This is a genomic window from Stenotrophomonas sp. CFBP 13724, from assembly GCF_014841975.1.
Classification (GTDB): domain Bacteria; phylum Pseudomonadota; class Gammaproteobacteria; order Xanthomonadales; family Xanthomonadaceae; genus Stenotrophomonas; species Stenotrophomonas lacuserhaii.
Genome location: NZ_JACYUW010000001.1, coordinates 1,219,232 through 1,235,241 on the forward strand (window position 1 = coordinate 1,219,232; position 16,010 = coordinate 1,235,241).

The 16,010-nt window shown below is 67.5% G+C and carries 16 protein-coding genes and 1 pseudogene; all 17 read right to left on the reverse strand.

The features are described 5' to 3' along the window. Positions 1 to 115 precede the first annotated feature (115 nt). Positions 116 to 940, reverse strand: a pseudogene (motD, locus tag IFT63_RS05235) (flagellar motor protein MotD); the annotation flags it as partial. Between the two features lies 1 nt (position 941). Further along, complete coding sequence (locus tag IFT63_RS05240; protein ID WP_042613862.1) at positions 942 to 1,682, reverse strand: flagellar motor protein; 741 nt, start codon at positions 1,680 to 1,682, stop codon at positions 942 to 944. A gap of 76 nt (positions 1,683 to 1,758) precedes the next feature. Then, on the reverse strand, positions 1,759 to 3,603 hold the full coding sequence (locus tag IFT63_RS05245; RefSeq protein WP_192083437.1) for a chemotaxis protein CheA: 1,845 nt from the start codon (positions 3,601 to 3,603) through the stop codon (positions 1,759 to 1,761). A gap of 2 nt (positions 3,604 to 3,605) precedes the next feature. Then, positions 3,606 to 4,244, reverse strand: a complete 639-nt coding sequence (locus IFT63_RS05250; RefSeq protein WP_192083438.1) for a protein phosphatase CheZ — start codon at positions 4,242 to 4,244, stop codon at positions 3,606 to 3,608. After that, positions 4,244 to 4,636: a chemotaxis response regulator CheY gene (gene cheY / locus IFT63_RS05255; RefSeq protein ID WP_042613865.1), complete on the reverse strand. Its 393-nt coding sequence runs from the start codon at positions 4,634 to 4,636 to the stop codon at positions 4,244 to 4,246. Before cheY ends, IFT63_RS05250 begins: the two co-directional genes overlap by 1 nt. 21 nt (positions 4,637 to 4,657) lie before the next feature. After that, complete coding sequence (locus IFT63_RS05260) at positions 4,658 to 5,401, reverse strand: RNA polymerase sigma factor FliA (RefSeq protein ID WP_042613866.1); 744 nt, start codon at positions 5,399 to 5,401, stop codon at positions 4,658 to 4,660. Beyond that, positions 5,398 to 6,285 carry a P-loop NTPase gene (locus tag IFT63_RS05265; RefSeq protein WP_042613867.1) on the reverse strand — a complete coding sequence of 296 codons (888 nt, stop codon included), beginning with the start codon at positions 6,283 to 6,285 and terminating at the stop codon, positions 5,398 to 5,400. Before IFT63_RS05265 ends, IFT63_RS05260 begins: the two co-directional genes overlap by 4 nt. After that, positions 6,272 to 8,122, reverse strand: coding sequence for an AAA family ATPase (locus tag IFT63_RS05270; protein WP_192083439.1), 1,851 nt, complete (start codon positions 8,120 to 8,122; stop codon positions 6,272 to 6,274). The genes IFT63_RS05265 and IFT63_RS05270 overlap by 14 nt, the downstream gene beginning before the upstream one ends. 149 nt (positions 8,123 to 8,271) lie before the next feature. Then, positions 8,272 to 10,374, reverse strand: coding sequence for a flagellar biosynthesis protein FlhA (gene flhA / locus IFT63_RS05275; RefSeq protein ID WP_192083440.1), 2,103 nt, complete (start codon positions 10,372 to 10,374; stop codon positions 8,272 to 8,274). Then, positions 10,371 to 11,516 carry a flagellar biosynthesis protein FlhB gene (flhB, locus tag IFT63_RS05280; protein ID WP_192083441.1) on the reverse strand — a complete coding sequence of 382 codons (1,146 nt, stop codon included), beginning with the start codon at positions 11,514 to 11,516 and terminating at the stop codon, positions 10,371 to 10,373. Before flhB ends, flhA begins: the two co-directional genes overlap by 4 nt. Positions 11,517 to 11,576: 60 nt before the next feature. Beyond that, a complete protein-coding gene (gene fliR / locus IFT63_RS05285) occupies positions 11,577 to 12,368 on the reverse strand; it encodes a flagellar biosynthetic protein FliR (RefSeq protein WP_191768803.1) in 792 nt (263 codons plus the stop codon). Positions 12,369 to 12,378: 10 nt separating this feature from the next. Next, complete coding sequence (locus tag IFT63_RS05290; RefSeq protein WP_192083442.1) at positions 12,379 to 12,648, reverse strand: flagellar biosynthetic protein FliQ; 270 nt, start codon at positions 12,646 to 12,648, stop codon at positions 12,379 to 12,381. A 58-nt stretch (positions 12,649 to 12,706) separates the two neighbouring features. After that, on the reverse strand, positions 12,707 to 13,426 hold the full coding sequence (gene fliP / locus IFT63_RS05295) for a flagellar type III secretion system pore protein FliP (RefSeq protein WP_235306102.1): 720 nt from the start codon (positions 13,424 to 13,426) through the stop codon (positions 12,707 to 12,709). Between the two features lie 79 nt (positions 13,427 to 13,505). Further along, positions 13,506 to 13,916 carry a flagellar biosynthetic protein FliO gene (fliO, locus tag IFT63_RS05300; RefSeq protein WP_192084145.1) on the reverse strand — a complete coding sequence of 137 codons (411 nt, stop codon included), beginning with the start codon at positions 13,914 to 13,916 and terminating at the stop codon, positions 13,506 to 13,508. Between the two features lie 2 nt (positions 13,917 to 13,918). Further along, entirely contained in the window at positions 13,919 to 14,254 is a 336-nt protein-coding gene (fliN, locus tag IFT63_RS05305; protein ID WP_042615526.1) for a flagellar motor switch protein FliN, read from the reverse strand. Then, the gene (gene fliM, locus IFT63_RS05310) at positions 14,251 to 15,258 is read right to left on the reverse strand and encodes a flagellar motor switch protein FliM (protein WP_042615525.1); all 1,008 of its coding nucleotides are present in this window, start codon (positions 15,256 to 15,258) and stop codon (positions 14,251 to 14,253) included. The genes fliN and fliM overlap by 4 nt, the downstream gene beginning before the upstream one ends. Before the next feature lie 9 nt (positions 15,259 to 15,267). Beyond that, positions 15,268 to 15,789 carry a flagellar basal body-associated FliL family protein gene (locus IFT63_RS05315; protein WP_192083443.1) on the reverse strand — a complete coding sequence of 174 codons (522 nt, stop codon included), beginning with the start codon at positions 15,787 to 15,789 and terminating at the stop codon, positions 15,268 to 15,270. Positions 15,790 to 16,010: the final 221 nt, after the last annotated feature.

Sequence of the window (16,010 nt, forward strand, 5' to 3'; positions counted from 1 at the left end):
GCGCACGTGGCGCCTGCGGGGTGGGGGGTAAGGAAATCGGGGTGATCGGCGCGGGCGCAACACTGCCGGTGGAGGCGTTGAGCCGCTCGCTGATCGGGTCAACGCCGTGCGTGGTATCGGCCAGGATGATCACCATCACGCGCCGGTTGCGGTTGCGTCCGACGGCGCTGGTGTTGTCCTCGCGCGGGCGGAATTCGCCATAGCCGACCATCGCCAGGCGGGCCGGCTGCAGGCCCTGGTCGGCGAACAGGTGCACCACGCTGGCGGCACGCGCGGCTGACAGTTCCCAGTTGGAAGGGAACTGCGCGGTGGCGATCGGCACGTTGTCGGTATGGCCTTCCACGCGCACGCTGTTGGGCACATCGCGCAGCACCCCGGCCAGCGTGGACAGGGTGTCACGCGCCTGTACGTCCAGCACCGAGGCACCGGTCGGGAACAGGATATCGCTGTTGATCTCCACCTCGATCCACAGCTCGGTACGGCGCACGGTGATCATGCCGCGGTCGATCAGCGGCGCCAGCGTGGCGGTTAGCCGGTCGGCGATCGCGTTGAGCTGGCGCTCGGCCTGCTTCAGCTGTTCCTGGTCACGGAAGGACACCGGTGAGCGCATCTGTGATGCCATTGCCGGCAGCAAGGACGGATCGTTGGCCGGCGCAGGTGCAGACGGACCGACGCGGCTGCCAGCGTTGATCACCGACGGCGCATCCCAGCCGCCGCCCTTGACCTGGTTGCTGCCGACCTGCACGGGGTTGAGGGTGCGCGGGGCCGAACCGAAGGCCGTGCTCAGCGCGGCGGCGACCACTCGGTATTTGCCTTCGTTGACCGATGAGATCGCATACATCACCACGAAGAAGGCAAGCAGCAGCGTCATCAGGTCGGCGTACGGAATCGCCCAGGCCTCATGGTTGGCATGCTCTTCGTGGTGCTTGCGGCGGGCCATGTCAGTGCAGGAACCCGCTCAGGTTGGATTCGATGTTGCGCGGATTCTCGCCCAGCGCGATCGAGATCAGGCCTTCGATGGCCATTTCGCGGTCTCGGGTGGTGTGCGCGATGACGCTCTTGAGCTTGGCCGATACCGGCAGGAACAGCAGGTTCGCCGAGGCAATGCCGTAGATGGTGGCGGTGAACGCCGCGGCGATGCCATGGCCGAGCTTGCTGGGGTCGGCCAGGTTCTTCATCACCGCGATCAGCCCCAGCACCGCGCCGATGATGCCCAGCGTCGGCGCATAGATGCCCATCGCCTCGAACACCTTGGAGGCGGCCAGGTCCTTGTGCTCCTGGCTGCTCAGTTCGATCTCCAGCATGTGCCGGATGGTTTCCGGCTCCACCCCGTCCACCAGCAGTTGCAGCCCCTTGCGCAGGAACGGATCGGACTGTGCTTCCACCTGCGCTTCCAGGCCCAGCAGGCCCTGGCGACGGGCGATGTTGCTCCATTCCACGATCTGGGTGATCAGTTGGCGGCGGTCGCTCTGCGGCGGGCGGATCACCCAGCGCACGATGGTGAAGGCATGCTTGAACACCGCCGGGGCGGTATGCAGCAGGATCGAGGCGAGGGTTCCCACGATCACGATCACGAACGCAGCCGGCGACCACAGCGACGCCAGGCCAGCGCCCTTGAGGATGCTGCCCCCGACCAGTGATGCCAAGGCGAGGAAGAGTCCTATGAGGCTGAGTCTGTCCATGGATCGGTTATCGGCCCGTAGCGGTGTGACTTGAGCTGGCGGCCGGCAGCGTGCCGACCGGCGTCACAGTTTTTGATCAGTCGTGCGAGCTGCGAAGCCCGTCGACATCGAGGATCAGCGCCATCCGACCGTCGCCGATCAGGGTGGCGCCGGCATAGCCGCGCAGTCCGCGCAGTGCTTTCGGCAAGGGCTTGATGACTACTTCTTCGCGGCCGCGCACCTGGTCCACGACCAGCCCGAAGCGTGCTTCGCCCGCCTGCAGCACCACGATGGTCAGCAGATTGGACTGCATCGGCTCCACGTCCAGCCACTGGCGCAGGTCCACCAGGGCCAGGGTGTGCGAGCGACGATCAAGCACCGCCCGGCCATCGAACCAGCCCAGCGAGGTCGCCGGCGCATGCAGCACCTCCAGCACGCGGGCCAGCGGCAAGGCGTAGACATCCTCGCCGGCCTGCACCAGCAGGGTCGGCAGGATCGCCAGGGTGAGCGGCACGCGGATCATGAAGCGGCTGCCACGGCCCAGCTCGGACTGGATCTGGATCTGTCCACTCAGCTCGCGGATGCGCGACTGCACCACGTCCATGCCAACGCCGCGACCGGAAATGTCGGTGACCTGGGCCTTGGTGGAGAAGCCGGGCAGGAACACCAGGTGCAGGCATTCTTCGCTGCTTAGGCGGGCAGCGGCCTCAGGATCGATCAGACCCTTCTCGCGGGCCTTGGCGCGCAGCTTTTCCGGATCAATGCCGGCGCCGTCATCCTGTACTTCGATGCTGACATAGTCGCCTTCCTGCTGCGCTGAAAGCCGCACGTGGCCGCTGCGCGGCTTGCCCTGGGCTTCGCGCAGGTCCGGCATTTCCACGCCGTGGTCGATGGCATTGCGCACCAGGTGCACCAGCGGGTCGGCCAGTGCTTCCACCAGGTTCCGGTCCAGCTCGGTTTCCGCGCCGACCAGCTCCAGTTCCACTTCCTTGCTCAGCGAGCGGGCGACGTCGCGGGCGACCTTGGGGAAGCGCGAGAACACCTTGCCCACCGGCTGCATGCGGGTACGCATCACCGCCGACTGCAGCCGCGCGGTGGCGATGTCCAGGGTGGAGACGGCGCGGTCGAGTTCTTCATCACGCAGGCGCGCGCGCAGCGTCTTGAGCCGGTTGCGTGAGAGCACCAGCTCGCCGATCAGGTTGACGATGGCGTCCAGCCGCTTGGTGTCCACGCGCACGGTCTGCTCGGCTTCGGCCAGCGGCTTGGCCGGCTTGGGCGGGGCGGCGGCACTGGCTGCCGGTGCACGGGCGGCGGGCGGGGCGGGCTTGGCGGGAACGGGCGCAGGAGTCACCGGAGAAACGGCCTGGGCGCCGGGCACGGCACCGCCGTGCAGCTGGTCGAGCAGGGCTTCGAACTCGTCTTCGCTGATCATCGCATCGGCGGCCTTGGGTGCCACCGCGGTCGGTGCGCCGCCACCATGCAGCTGGTCAAGCAGGGCTTCGAATTCGTCATCGCTGATCAGCGATGGATCGCCGCTTGCAGCCGCGGTCGTGCTGGCCGGAGCCGCGCCGACATCGAACTGGGCGATCAGCTCCGGTGGCGCATGGCCGGGCTCTTCGCCGGCCGAAACCGAATCCAGCATCGCCTGCAGGTAGTCCAGCGACTGCTGGCCGGCATCGAAATGGTGCGGCTGCAGCGTGGCCTGGCCGGCACGCACCAGGCCGAGGGTTTCTTCCGCGGCGTGGCACAGTTCGACCATGGCGGTGATGCCAAGGAAGCCGGCGCCGCCTTTCAGCGTGTGGTAACCGCGGAACACCGCGTTGAGCTGCGGGCTGTCCTGCGGGTCCTGTTCCAGGGTGACCAGCTGCTCGCCGAGACGATCAAGGATTTCCTGCGCCTCGATGATGAAGTCGGCAGCGATGTCGTCGGCGATTCCACTCATCTTCAGAGCCCCAGGTCGGACAGCAGGTCGTCGGCATCGTGCTGGGACACCGCATGGCGGTCCACGCCGTGCACCGCAGGACCGGCCAGTGCCGGCTCATGACGACCCTGCTGACGCTGCGCCTGCAGTTCCGGCGGCAGGCCCAGTGCCCCGAAGCCTTCATGCACGCGGCGCACGATGCCGACCACGCGGCGGATGATCTGCCCGGTCAGGTCCTGGTAGCTCTGGGTCAGGGCGATCTCGGTCAGGTTGTGGCGGATGCGCTCCAGCGCCTGCTGCTGCTCCAGCAGCGGCAAGGCCTCTTCACCCAGGCGGGCGGTGAGTGCACGGCATTCTTCGGTCAGGTCCAGGGTGCGGTGGGTGGCCTGTTCGGTCATCGTCACCACGTGATCCAGGCGGGCGCAGGCGTCGTCCAGCTCACCGGCATCGGTGGTGACGGTGGGCAGTTCGCCCAGTGCCTGGCCAAGCTCGCGCGCCAGCCGTGACAGGCCGGCCATCATGGGCTGGGTACGTGCGGCGGCGAGGGCATCGATCTGCACGCGCCAGCCGGTTTCATCGCCCGCTTCCAGCGCGGCAAGCGCTTCCTGCAGCCGCTGCACCAGCCAAGCCTTGTCCATCGCTGCATCCATGACAGCGGCCATCAGGCGCTCGCCGCCAGGCGTTCGAAGATCTTGCCGAGCTTTTCCTGCAGGGTCAGTGCAGTGAACGGCTTGATGATGTAACCGTTGACGCCGGCCTGGGCCGCTTCGATGATCTGTTCGCGCTTGGCTTCGGCGGTGACCATCAGCACCGGCAGGGTCTTCAGGCGTGCATCTGCCCGGATCGCCTTGAGCAGCTCGATACCGGTCATCACCGGCATGTTCCAGTCGGTCACCACGAAATCGAACGACTGGCTCTGCAGCATCGCCAGTGCGGCATGCCCATCTTCAGCTTCGGCGGTGTTGGTGAAGCCGAGGTCGCCGAGCAGGTTCTTGACGATGCGACGCATGGTCGAAAAGTCGTCGACGATCAGGATGCGCATGTTCTTGTTCAAAGCTTGATTCCTCTTGGGTACTTACGCTTCCAGGCCCGCGTCAACGGCCTCGAAGGTTTTCAGTCGGCCACGCAGGCGCAATACCGCCTGGCCATGGATCTGGCAGACCCGCGACTCGCTCACGCCGAGCACTGCGCCGATCTCTTTAAGGTTGAGTTCCTGTTCGTAATACAGCGACAGCACCAGCTGCTCACGCTCGGGCAGGTGGCCGATGGCCTTGCCCAGTTCGCTGCCGAACTGGCTGCGTTCGAGTACCTGCTGCGGGGTCGGACCGCCCTGGGCGATGGTGTCCAGCTCGCCCTGGTCTTCGATCCGTGACTCCAGGCTCAGCACCTGGCCGCGCGAGGCATCTTCCATCAGCCGCAGGTAGTCCGGCAGCGGGATGTCCATCGCCGCGGCGACTTCGGTGGCCGATGCCGCGCGGCCGCTGGCCTGTTCCAGCCGGCGGATGGTCGCGGCGGCGTCACGCGCACGGCGATGCACCGATCGCGGTACCCAGTCACCACGGCGGATTTCGTCGATCATCGAGCCGCGGATGCGGATCGAGGCATAGGTTTCGAACGATGCGCCCTGGTCGGCGTCATAGCTGCGCGAGGCTTCGATCAGCCCCATCATGCCGGCCTGGATCAGGTCATCGACCTCCACGCTGGCCGGCAGCCGGGCGGCCAGGTGATGGGCGATGCGCCGCACCAGGTCCGAATGCTGGTTGATGCATTCGGTAGCCGCGGTGCGCTGTACTTCGCGGTACTGCGCTGCGCCTTTCATGCCACCACCCCGCGCTGCTTGAGGATGCGTTCCAGGAAGAACTCCACGCCACCGCGCGGCTCGGTGGGCGCCTGCCAGCGTGCGGTACGGCGGGCGATCTCGTTGATCGCCAGCGCCGAGGGGCTGGACGGGTAGGCTTTCACCACCGGCTGCTGGCGCTGCACCGAAAGGCGCAGCCAGTCGTCCTGCGGCACGCAGCCGAGGTAGTTCAGCGAAACATCGGCGAGGAACTTTTCGCAGACCCGGCTCAGCTTTTCGTACAGCACGCGGCCTTCGTTGGAGTCGCGCACCATGTTGGCCACCACCTGGATCCGGTCCACGCCGCGTTCGCGCGACAACACCTTGATCAGGGCGTAGGCATCGGTGATCGACGCCGGCTCGTCACAGACCACCACCACGGTGTCCTGGGCAGCCTGGCAGAACGTCAGCACGCCATCGGTGATGCCGGCGGCGGTGTCTACCACCATGACATCCAGGTCGCGCTCCAGTTCGGAGAACACATTGACCAGGCCGACATGTTCGGCCGGGGCCAGTTCGGCCATGTGCCGGCGACCGGACGCGGCCGGTACCACCAGCACGCCGTTGGGGCCTTCGATGATCACCTCTTCCAGCGTGCAGCGCCCGGCGATCAGGTCGGCCAGGGTGAACTCCGGCTTCAGGCCCAGGATCACGTCGATGTTGGCCAGGCCCAGGTCGGCGTCCAGCAGCAGCGTGCGTTTGCCCATGCCCGCGAGCGCCACGGCCATGTTGGCCGAAACGTTCGTTTTGCCCACGCCGCCCTTGCCGCCGGTGACGGCGATGGTGCGGACCGGGCCCAGCGGCTGGCTGCGGGTGGCCGACAACGGAAAGGCGGTGGTCAGCTTGGCGTATTCACGCGACGGCATGGTTCAACTCCGGGTTGCAGGGCATATCGGCCGCGCGGCGCAAATCTTCAAGGCGAAGTACAAGATTGGCTGCACTGGCCCGGTGCAGGTCTTCGGGGACGTCCTGGCCGTCGGTCACCCAGGTGATCGGCAGGCGGTGGTCGACGGCCACCGACAGGGCGGTGCCGAAGCGGCCGGTTTCATCCAGCTTGCTCAGCACCACGCCCTGCAGGTTGGCCGCACTGAAGCGGCGCACCACTTCGTCCATGTCGCCGAAACTGGTGTTGGCCGGCAGCACCAGCAGGGTGCTCACCTGGGGGGCGGCGCGCAGCCACTGCAGCTGCGAGGCCAGGGTGCGGTCGCGCGGGCCGACGCCGGCGGTGTCGATCAGCACCAGCTTGTAATCCTTCAGGCGCTCCAGCAGCTGGTCCAGGTCGGTACCGCTGTTGGCTTCATGCACGGCGATGCCGAGCTGGCGGCCGAAGCCGTACAACTGCTCGCGGGCACCGATGCGGGCGGTATCGGTGGTGACCAGCGCGACGTCGCGCGGGGCGTGGGCTTCTGCAAAGCGCGAGGCCAGCTTGGCGATGGTGGTGGTCTTGCCGGCACCGGTGGGGCCGACCAGCGCGATCACCCCGCCGGCTTCCAGCGGGTCGACCGGGGAAATCGGCAGCTTGCGCGACAGCAGGCCCAGCATCAGGCCGCGACCGCGGTGCGCTTCGGTATCCAGCGGGATCTGCAGCACCACGTCGCGGGCGATCCCGGCGTCGAAGCCGTATTCGTCCATCAGGTCCAGCGCGGTGGCACGCACCGGGTTGCCGCGCAGGCGTTCATCGGTGAAGCGGTGCATCTCGCGTTCGATGACCTGGCGCATGCCGGCCACTTCATTGCGCAGGTGGCGCATCTCTTCGTCGTCGCGGGCGATGACGGTGAGGGTAGGCGGCGCAACCACCGGCGGCGCCGGCGGCACGATTTCGGCCAGCTGGAGGGCGGGAACGGATGCGGATTCCGCTGAGCAGGGCTCGGCGCTGACGGCCAGGGGTAGCGCCGACCCATGGTCGGCGAGCGAAGCGGGCCGTGGACGGGTAGATTCCACCGAGCATGGCTCGGCGCTACCGACAGCGGAGACCGCCGCCTGCAGTGGGTCGCGGTCACTCAGCTCCGGCACCTGTGCGGCGAAGGCCATCGGCAGCGGCGGCGGCAGCACCGCCGGGGCGCGCAGGACCGGCGCCGGAACGCGCGGTTCAACGGCCATGGCCGGCACTGCGACATCGAAGGTTTCATCCTCCACCCAGGCGCGCGGCAGCGCAGCGGCAGGGCGGCTGGGCGACACCCGCGGCGCGTCGGCCGGCGGCTGCACGAAGGGGGCGAAGATCTGCTCGGGCAGCGACGGTTCGTTGACGGCGGGCGGCGACGGGAATCGGGCGAGGCCACCGGCGGCACGCGCCAGGGTGGCAGCGAAGCCTTCGCTGCCGCGACGCGGCACGCCTTCATCAGCGCTGTTGAGGGTGCGACCGGTGGCGCCGACCGCCGCACGCGCCAGCGCGGCGACGGCCGAGGTGGTGGCCGCAACCGGCTCGACGTCCTGTTCCGGGGTGCGGCGGCGGGTCATCGCCGCGATCATCGCATCGGCCGCGGTGCGCGGGCGCGGTGCCGGCGCAGGTGCCGGTGTGCTGTCCTTGCGTGCGGTTTCCAGCGCACGCTGCACCACGCTTTCGTCGTAGTGCGCGGCGGCCACGATTTCCACGCCTTCTTCGATCCGCCGGTTGGACAGGATCACCGCATCGGGGCCGTGTTCCTTGCGTACCAGGTTCATGGCCGAGCGCATGTCGGCGGCGACGAATCGTTTGATTTTCATGCTGGGGTACCGGGACGGATTCGTTTCAGGGGCAGGGGATCGCGGGTGGTCGGTGGTCAGCACGGTGCGGGGTCCCCTTCGGTAATGGGTGGTTCAAGACGTTGCAATGGCGCTGCTGCCGGCTTTCCGCCACCGGGTGGAACCGCGTCTCAGCTGATGGTGCCTACCAGCTTCAAGCGCTTGTCCTCCGGGACTTCGCTGTAGGCCAGCACCGACAGCGCAGGAACACTGTGGCGGACCAGTCGTGCCAACGCGGCACGGACCGGGCCGGGTACCAGCACCACGGCGGGCTCGTTGCGGGCTTCCTGCTTGCTGACACAGTCGGCAAGGCTCTGGTGCAGCCGTTCGGCGAGTCCGGGTTCCAGCGCAGCGCCGTTGCCCTGCGTGGACTCCTGCAAGACGCGTTCCAATTGTGGGTTGAGGGTGAACACCGGCAGCTCGGCGGACATCCCGGCGATCTCCTGCACGATGAACCGCCCCAGCGTGTTGCGTACCGCCGCGGTGAGCGTGGCCGGGTCCTGGCTGGACGGCGCGGTCTCCACCAGCGCTTCGGCGATCTTGCGCAGCTGGCGCACCGGGATCCGTTCGACCAGCAGGTTCTGCAGCACGCGCACCACGATCGACAGCGGCAGCGCCTTGGGGGTCAGGTCTTCCACCAGCTTGGGCGCGCTCTTGGCCAGGTTGGCCAGCAGCTGCTGCACTTCTTCGTGGCCGAGCAGTTCCGGGGCGTGTTCGCGGATCAGGTGCGAAAGATGGGTGGCGACCACGGTGGCCGGATCGACCACGGTGTAGCCCATCGTTTCAGCGTGGGCGCGCTGGTGCGGCTGGATCCAGGTGGCATCCAGCCCGAAGGCCGGATCCTTGCCGGCGATGCCGTCCAGCTGGCCCAGCGCGCTGCCCGGGTCGAGCGCAAGCTCGCGGTCCGGATGGATTTCGGCGGTGGCCACGGGCACGCCGTGGATCAGCAGCCGGTAAGCGGTGGCGGGCAGTTCCAGGTTGTCGCGGATGTGTACGGAAGGAATCAGGAAGCCGATGTCCTGGGTCAGCTTGCGGCGCACGCCCTTGATGCGCGCCATCAGCTCGCCCCCCTGCGCGGCGTCCACCAGCGGGATCAGCCGGTAGCCGACTTCCAGTCCCAGCGGATCGACCGGGCGCAGCTCGTCCCAGGTCAGTTCGGCGGTCGGTGCCGGGGCCGCCGGACGACCGAGCGCATCCATCGGTGGGGCGGCCGGTGCAGTGGTCGCCGGGTCCAAGGCCGCCTGGCTCTTCTTCCAGGCTTTCCAGGCCAGGAACCCGAGGATCGCGGCCAGCGTCAGGAAGGCGACGTTGGGCATGCCCGGCACCAGGCCGACCACGCCGATGATGCCGGCGGTGATCGCCAGTGCGCGGTACTGGCCGAACACCTGGCCCATCATGGCCTGGCTCATGTCCTGCGAACGCGAGGCGCGGGTGACCAGCATCGCTACCGCGCTGGACACCAGCAGGGCCGGCAGCTGCGCCACCAGGCCGTCACCGATGGACAGCAGGGTGTAGGTGGCGGCGGCATCGCCGAAGGCCATGCTGTGCTGGAGCATGCCCACGGCCAGGCCGCCGATCAGGTTGATGAAGAGGATCAGGATGCCGGCGATCGCATCGCCGCGGATGAACTTGCTGGCACCGTCCATCGCGCCGTAGAAGTCCGCTTCCTCGCGCACTTCCTCGCGGCGCAGCTTGGCTTCCTCGCGCGTCAACAATCCGGCATTGAGGTCGGCATCGATGGCCATCTGCTTGCCGGGCATCGCATCGAGGATGAAGCGCGCGGTCACTTCGGAAACGCGTCCGGCACCCTTGGTGATCACCACGAAATTGATGATGGTCAGGATCGCGAACACCACGATGCCCACGGCGTAGTTGCCGCCGATGACGAACTCACCGAAGGCGGCGATCACCTTGCCGGCGGCTTCGTGGCCGTTCTGGCCGTTGAGCAGGATCACCCGGGTGGAGGCCACGTTCAGCGCCAGCCGCAGCATGGTGGTGACCAGCAGCACGATCGGGAAGATGGTGAAGTCCAGCGGCCGCTTCACGTACACCACCGCCAGCAGCACCATCATCGAAATGGCGATGTTGAAGGTGAACAGCGCATCCAGCACCGGCGCGGCCAGGGGCACCACGACCATCGCCAGCAGGGCCATGACGATCAACGGCGCGCCAAGGCCCTGGCGGATCATCGCCAGCACGCTGCGGGTGTTGAGGCCGCCGGCCTGAGCGCTCATCGGCGGGCTCCGTCAGCCGGCGCGCCAGGCGGGTGTTCGGCCACGTCCACGTAGGGCTGGGCCGGCATCGGGCCGCCGCGCCAGTTGCGCAGCTGGTAGACATAGGACAGCACCTGGGCAACGGCCGAATACAGTCTCACGGGAATTTCCTTTCCGAGTTCCCCTTCCCTATACAAGGCGCGTGCCAACGGCGGTGCGGAGACGATGGCCACCTTGTTGCCTTCGGCGATCTTGCGGATGTGCAGGGCGGTTTCATCCACGCCCAGCGCCACCACGGTGGGCGCGCCCATCTTGCCGCCTTCGTACTTCAATGCCACCGCGTAGTGGGTCGGGTTGACCAGCACCACGTCGGCGGTGGGCACCGCTTCCATCATCCGGCGGTTGGCCATCTGGTGCTGCATCTGGCGGATGCGTCCCTTCACTTCCGGGCTGCCTTCGCTCTCCTTCATTTCCCGGCGCAGCTCTTCGCGGGTCATCTTCAGCTTGCGCATCCAGTTCCAGCGCTGGTACGGCGCGTCGATGGCCGCCAGCAGCAGCATCGCCACCGCCGTGCCCAGCAGCAGCTTCAGGGTGAAGCCCAGGCCGCGCACGATGGCGCTCTCCAGCGGCAGGTGCAGCAGGCCGCGCAACAGGTCCATGCCGCCCCACATCACGATGCCGGCGCCCACGCCGACGAAGGCCACGCGCAGCAGCGACTTGGTGAACTCGGCGATGGCTTCCGGGCCGTACAGCCGCTTGAGGCCGGAGGCCGGGTTCAACCGGGTGAAGTCCGGCATCATCGCCTTGGCCGACCAGCGCATGCCGCCCATCGCCACCGGGGCCAGGAAGCTGGCCAGCAGGCAGACGATCAGCAGCGGGGCGGTCACCAGCAGCAGCCGCAGGAACAGGTCGCCGACATGGCCGAACAGCTCCATGGGGTGCTGGCGCAGGGAAAGGTCCGGCTTCAGTGCCTGCTTCATCCAGTCGATGGCGCCGGCGGCCAGGCTGCCGCCGGTGGCCATCACCGCCAGCACGCCACCGCCGAACACCGCGGCGGTGGCCAGTTCACGCGAACGCGGCGTGTTGCCTTGTTCGCGGGCCTCGCGCAGGCGTTTTTCTGTTGGTTGTTCGGTCTTTTCGCCGCCGTCTTCGTTCTCGGACATCGCGCGCAGGTCTCAGTGGATCACCGCCTGGCTGCAAGATCCGTGCCTGCCGGTCGCGATTCAGCGCACCACCGCGCCGGCTGCCTCGAAGGCGGCATCGAACAGGCGCTGCACCGGCGGGCCCATTTCGCCGGCCAATACCGCCAGCAGCGCCAGCCCCAGCAGCAGCGACACCGGCAGGCCGAGCTGGATCGGGTTGAGCGCGGGTGCGGCACGGGCCAGTGCACCGAAGGCCAGGTTCACCGCCAGCATCGCCACGATCAACGGCAGCGCCAATCCCACGCCGCCGCGCAGCACGGTCAGCAGGAAAGTAGGCGCGATGCCGACCAGCGCGGCAGGATCGGGCAGGGTGGTGCCGATGGGCAGCGCGCGATAGCTGTCCACCAGCAGCGAAATCAGTGCCAGGTGGCCATTGGCGGTGAAGAACAGCAGGCCGAACATCAGGTAGAACCACTGCCCGATCACGCCCGAGCTGCCGCCGCGCATGGGGTCGGCCATCTGCGCGAAAGACAGTCCGGTGCCTTGGGCAATGAGCTCGCCGGCCAGCGCACCGGCCTCGAACACCAGCCGCAGCATGAAGCCGATGGTGATGCCGATGACCAGCTCGCGGAAGATGGTCAGCACGGTGGCGGCATCGAAGCCGACCCAGCTGGGGACCGGCGGCAGGATCGGCGCCAGTGCGATCGCCAGCGTGGCCGACAGCAGCAGCTTGATCCGTGACGGCACCGCGCGCGTGCCGATCAACGGCATCGCCATGATCATCGCGCCGAGCCGCAGCAGGGTCCACAGCGTGTCGCCGATCATCCCGAACGCCTGCAGGCCGTCCGATGCCATCTGGGTAGCCGGATCCATCGCCGCGTGCCTAGCCGATCAGGTGCGGGATGCGCTGGAACAGCAGGATGGTGAACTCCACCATGTGCCCCAGCAACAGGCTGCCCAGCGCGAACAGCACCGCGGTCAGCGCGGCCGCCTTGGCCACGAAGGCGATGGTGGGTTCATTGAGCTGGGTGGCGGCCTGCACCACGCCGACCACCACGCCGACCACCAGCACGGTCAACAGCAGCGGGCCGGCTACCCACAAGGTGGCGATCAGGCCGCCACGCATTTCGGTCAAGGCAAGTTCGGGAGACATCGCGGTTCCGTTGTGTGACGTTCTATGTAGCCTCGAGCTTGCTCGAGGGCTTTCTGCTTCAGGCAGGATTGAAGCTGGCCGCCAGCGTGCCGACGGTCAGCACCCAGCCGTCCACCAGCACGAACAGCAGGATCTTGAACGGGGCCGACACCAGCATCGGCGACAGCATCATCATGCCCATCGACATCAGTACGCTGGCTACGACCAGGTCGATGATCACGAACGGGATGAAGATCAGGAAGCCGATCTCGAAGGCGGTCTTCAGCTCGCTGGTGACGAACGAAGCGACCAGCACCGGGAACGGCACGGCATCCGGACTGGCGTAGGTGCCATGCCCGGCGATGCCGGCGAAGGTCATCAGGTCGGTCTCGCGGATCTGCGCCAGCATGAAGCCACGCAGGGGCTGTGTTGTCAGTGTCCAGGCGGTCTGGAAGTCGATCTGGCCATCCAGGTAGGGCGCCATGCCGGCGCTCCATGCCTTGTCCCAGGTGGGCAGCATGATCATCGCGGTGAGGAACAGCGCCAGCCCCAGCAGCACCTGGTTGGACGGCGTCTGGCCGGTGCCCAGCGCCTGTCGCAGCAGGGCCAGCACCACGATGATGCGGGTGAAGGCGGTCAGCACCAGCAGCATCGACGGGATCAGGGTGATCGCGGTCATCAGCAGCAGGGTCTGCAGCGGCAGGCTGACCGGCTGGCCACCGATGCGGCCGACGTTGACATCCGGCAGCGGGGTGCCCGGCGCGCCCGGCGCGGCGAACGCCAGTGCCGGCAGCAGCATCAACAGCAGGGTCAGCCAGGGCAGCCAATGGGCGGTGGCCGGCTTCGGCATGGCGGGCGTCTTGGACATCAGGCGCATCTCAGGAATCCTTGCGCAGCCGCTGCTGCAGCAGCTGGGCGAAATTGGGCAGGTTCTTCAGGTCGGGCACGCGCATCGGCGTCGGCGGTGGCAGCGGCTCGGCCAGCGTGTCCAGCTTGCTGATGCCGCCGGCGGTGACCCCGAGCAGCATCTGTTCGCCGTTGACTTCCAGCACCACCACGCGCTCCTTGGCACCGACGGCGATGCTGGCGACCAGCTTCAGCCCTTCGGCCTGGCGGAAGCTGCTGCCGGGCATGCGCTTGAGCAACCAGCCCAGGCCGACCACCAACGCCAGCACCAGCAGCAGCGCCAGCACCGCGCCGAACAGGCCCGGGGTGGACGGTGCATGCTGGCCGACCACCGGGGCGGCGGCCTTGCTGGCGGCCTGGCCGGTGGCAATGAGCAGGGACAGGCTCAACGCAGTCTCCGGATCCGTTCGCTGGGGCTGACCACGTCGGTCAGGCGCACGCCGAAGCGATCGTTGATCACCACCACTTCGCCATGCGCGATCAGGGTGCCGTTGACGAATACATCCAGCGATTCGCCCGCGCCGCGCTCCAGTTCCACCACCGAGCCCTGGTTGAGCTGCAGCAGATTGCGGATCGGCAGGCGGGCGCGGCCGACTTCCAGCGACAACGTCACCGGCACGTCCAGGATCACGTCCAGGTTGAGGTCGGCACCGGTCGCCTCTTCGGCCTGCAGGGCTTCGAACTGGGCGGCGATGGCTTCTTGGCGCTCGGTTTCATTCATTTCGGTTCTTCCTGGATGACCGGGACGCGTGGACGCGTGCCCGGCGGATGGGTTGCGGTGATCTTCACGGCGTTCATGCCGTTGGCCACGCCGAAGGTGCCGGTGAATACCGGGATCTCTTCGACGCAGATCGGCACGTGCTGCGGCAGCTCGATCGGGATGATGTCGCCGACCTTCATGCGGGTCAGCTCGCGCAGGCTCATGCGCTTGGTGGCCAGCACGCTGGACAGGGTGACTTCGGCCACGTTGAGCTGTTCGCGCAGGGTCTGGCCCCAGCTTTCGTCACGGTCGTTGCGGTCGCTCTGGATGCCGGCATCGAGCAGCTCGCGGATCGGCTCGAGCATCGAGTAGGGCAGGGTGACGTGGATGTCACCGCCACCGCCATCGAGTTCTACGTGCAGCCTGCACACCACCACGTATTCGCGCGGGGTGACGATGTTGGCGAAGTGCGGGTTGATCTCCGAGTTGATGTACTCGAACTCCACATCCATCACCGGTGCCCACGCTTCGCGCAGGTCGGCGAAGGTCTGTTTCAGCAGCAGGTGGATCACGCGCATTTCGGTGGCGGTGAACTCGCGGCCTTCGATGCGGGTCGGATAGCGTCCGTCGCCGCCGAAGAAGTTGTCGACGATGGCGAACACCAGGGTGGGTTCGAACACGATCAACCCGGTGCCGCGCAACGGCTTGAAGCGGATCAGGTTGAGGTTGGTCGGCACGTACAGCGTATGCATGTAGTCGTTGAACTTGACCAGTTCGATGCCGCGCACCGACAGCTCGGCCGAGCGCCGGATCAGGTTGAACAGACCGATCCGCCACAAGCGCGCAAAGCGCTCGTGGACCATTTCCAGGGTCGGCATGCGACCGCGGATGATGCGGTCCTGGCTGGCGAAGTCGTAGTTGCGGGCTTCGCCCGGAACCGCGCCGTCGTCGTCGGTCTCCACCGCGCCACTGTCCACGCCATGCAGCAGGGCATCGATTTCATCCTGTGACAGCAAGTCGTTCATCAGGCGCCCTTACTGGGTCACGAAACTGGTGAACAGCAGGTCGTCGGCGCACTTCTTGCCGGTCTCGGCCAGCAGCACCTTCTGTACTTCGGCCAGCGAGGCGGCCTGCAGCTTTTCCTTGCCGGCGCGGTCGGCGATCTGGTCCGGGGTGACCTGCGAGAACAGCATCAGCAGGCGGGCGCGCAGGGCGGGGGAATGGGTCTTGATCGATTCCAGCGCGGCGCTGTCGCGGGTCATCAGCTGCACTTCCACCTGCAGGTAGCGCGGGCCGTCGACCGGGCCGTTGAGGTTGACCACGAACGGCGGTTCCAGGCCGAAGTACTGGGCCGGCGCCGGCGGCGTCTTCGGCTTGGCCTGCGTGGCGGGGCTGCCGTCGGCGGCATGCGGGGGCTGGGTGAAGTACCACACGCCGCCGCCAGCGGCGGCAGCGGCGACGACCGCGATCAGGGCGATCACGAGCACGGGACGGCGCGAGGGAGCGGCCTTGTCCTTGTCGGTGGATTTCTTGGTTTTATCTGCGGCTGCGGCCACGTGTGGAGCTCCTGGAGGTTGCCTCCGGGCACATGCAAGCGGCGTGCCGCAATGGTGGGCGGCGAACGGCTGGGCCCCTCGTGGTGGGGCGCGTTTTTGTTGCTTTTCTGGGTTGGGCGGGGCGGGAGGGGGTTGGCGGGGGACGCCGTGAATCCGTCCATGGAGGCTCGGCGCCGCATCCATGCGGCTTTAACGCCCCCGCCAACCCCCTCCCGCCCCGC

Bases quoted from the DNA above. Each gene is read 5' to 3' on its own strand.
- fliN (WP_042615526.1), bottom strand. From the start codon at position 14,254: ATGAATGAAACCGAGCGCCAAGAAGCCATCGCCGCCCAGTTCGAAGCC.
- IFT63_RS05270 (WP_192083439.1), bottom strand. From the start codon at position 8,122: ATGAAAATCAAACGATTCGTCGCCGCCGACATGCGCTCGGCCATGAAC.
- flhA (WP_192083440.1), bottom strand. From the start codon at position 10,374: ATGAGCGCTCAGGCCGGCGGCCTCAACACCCGCAGCGTGCTGGCGATG.
- IFT63_RS05240 (WP_042613862.1), bottom strand. From the start codon at position 1,682: ATGGACAGACTCAGCCTCATAGGACTCTTCCTCGCCTTGGCATCACTG.
- IFT63_RS05245 (WP_192083437.1), bottom strand. From the start codon at position 3,603: ATGAGTGGAATCGCCGACGACATCGCTGCCGACTTCATCATCGAGGCG.
- fliP (WP_235306102.1), bottom strand. From the start codon at position 13,426: ATGCTGCTGCCGGCACTGGCGTTCGCCGCGCCGGGCGCGCCGGGCACC.
- IFT63_RS05290 (WP_192083442.1), bottom strand. From the start codon at position 12,648: ATGTCTCCCGAACTTGCCTTGACCGAAATGCGTGGCGGCCTGATCGCC.
- flhB (WP_192083441.1), bottom strand. From the start codon at position 11,516: ATGTCCGAGAACGAAGACGGCGGCGAAAAGACCGAACAACCAACAGAA.
- IFT63_RS05260 (WP_042613866.1), bottom strand. From the start codon at position 5,401: ATGAAAGGCGCAGCGCAGTACCGCGAAGTACAGCGCACCGCGGCTACC.
- fliR (WP_191768803.1), bottom strand. From the start codon at position 12,368: ATGGATCCGGCTACCCAGATGGCATCGGACGGCCTGCAGGCGTTCGGG.
- IFT63_RS05265 (WP_042613867.1), bottom strand. From the start codon at position 6,285: ATGCCGTCGCGTGAATACGCCAAGCTGACCACCGCCTTTCCGTTGTCG.
- fliM (WP_042615525.1), bottom strand. From the start codon at position 15,258: ATGAACGACTTGCTGTCACAGGATGAAATCGATGCCCTGCTGCATGGC.
- IFT63_RS05250 (WP_192083438.1), bottom strand. From the start codon at position 4,244: ATGGCCGCTGTCATGGATGCAGCGATGGACAAGGCTTGGCTGGTGCAG.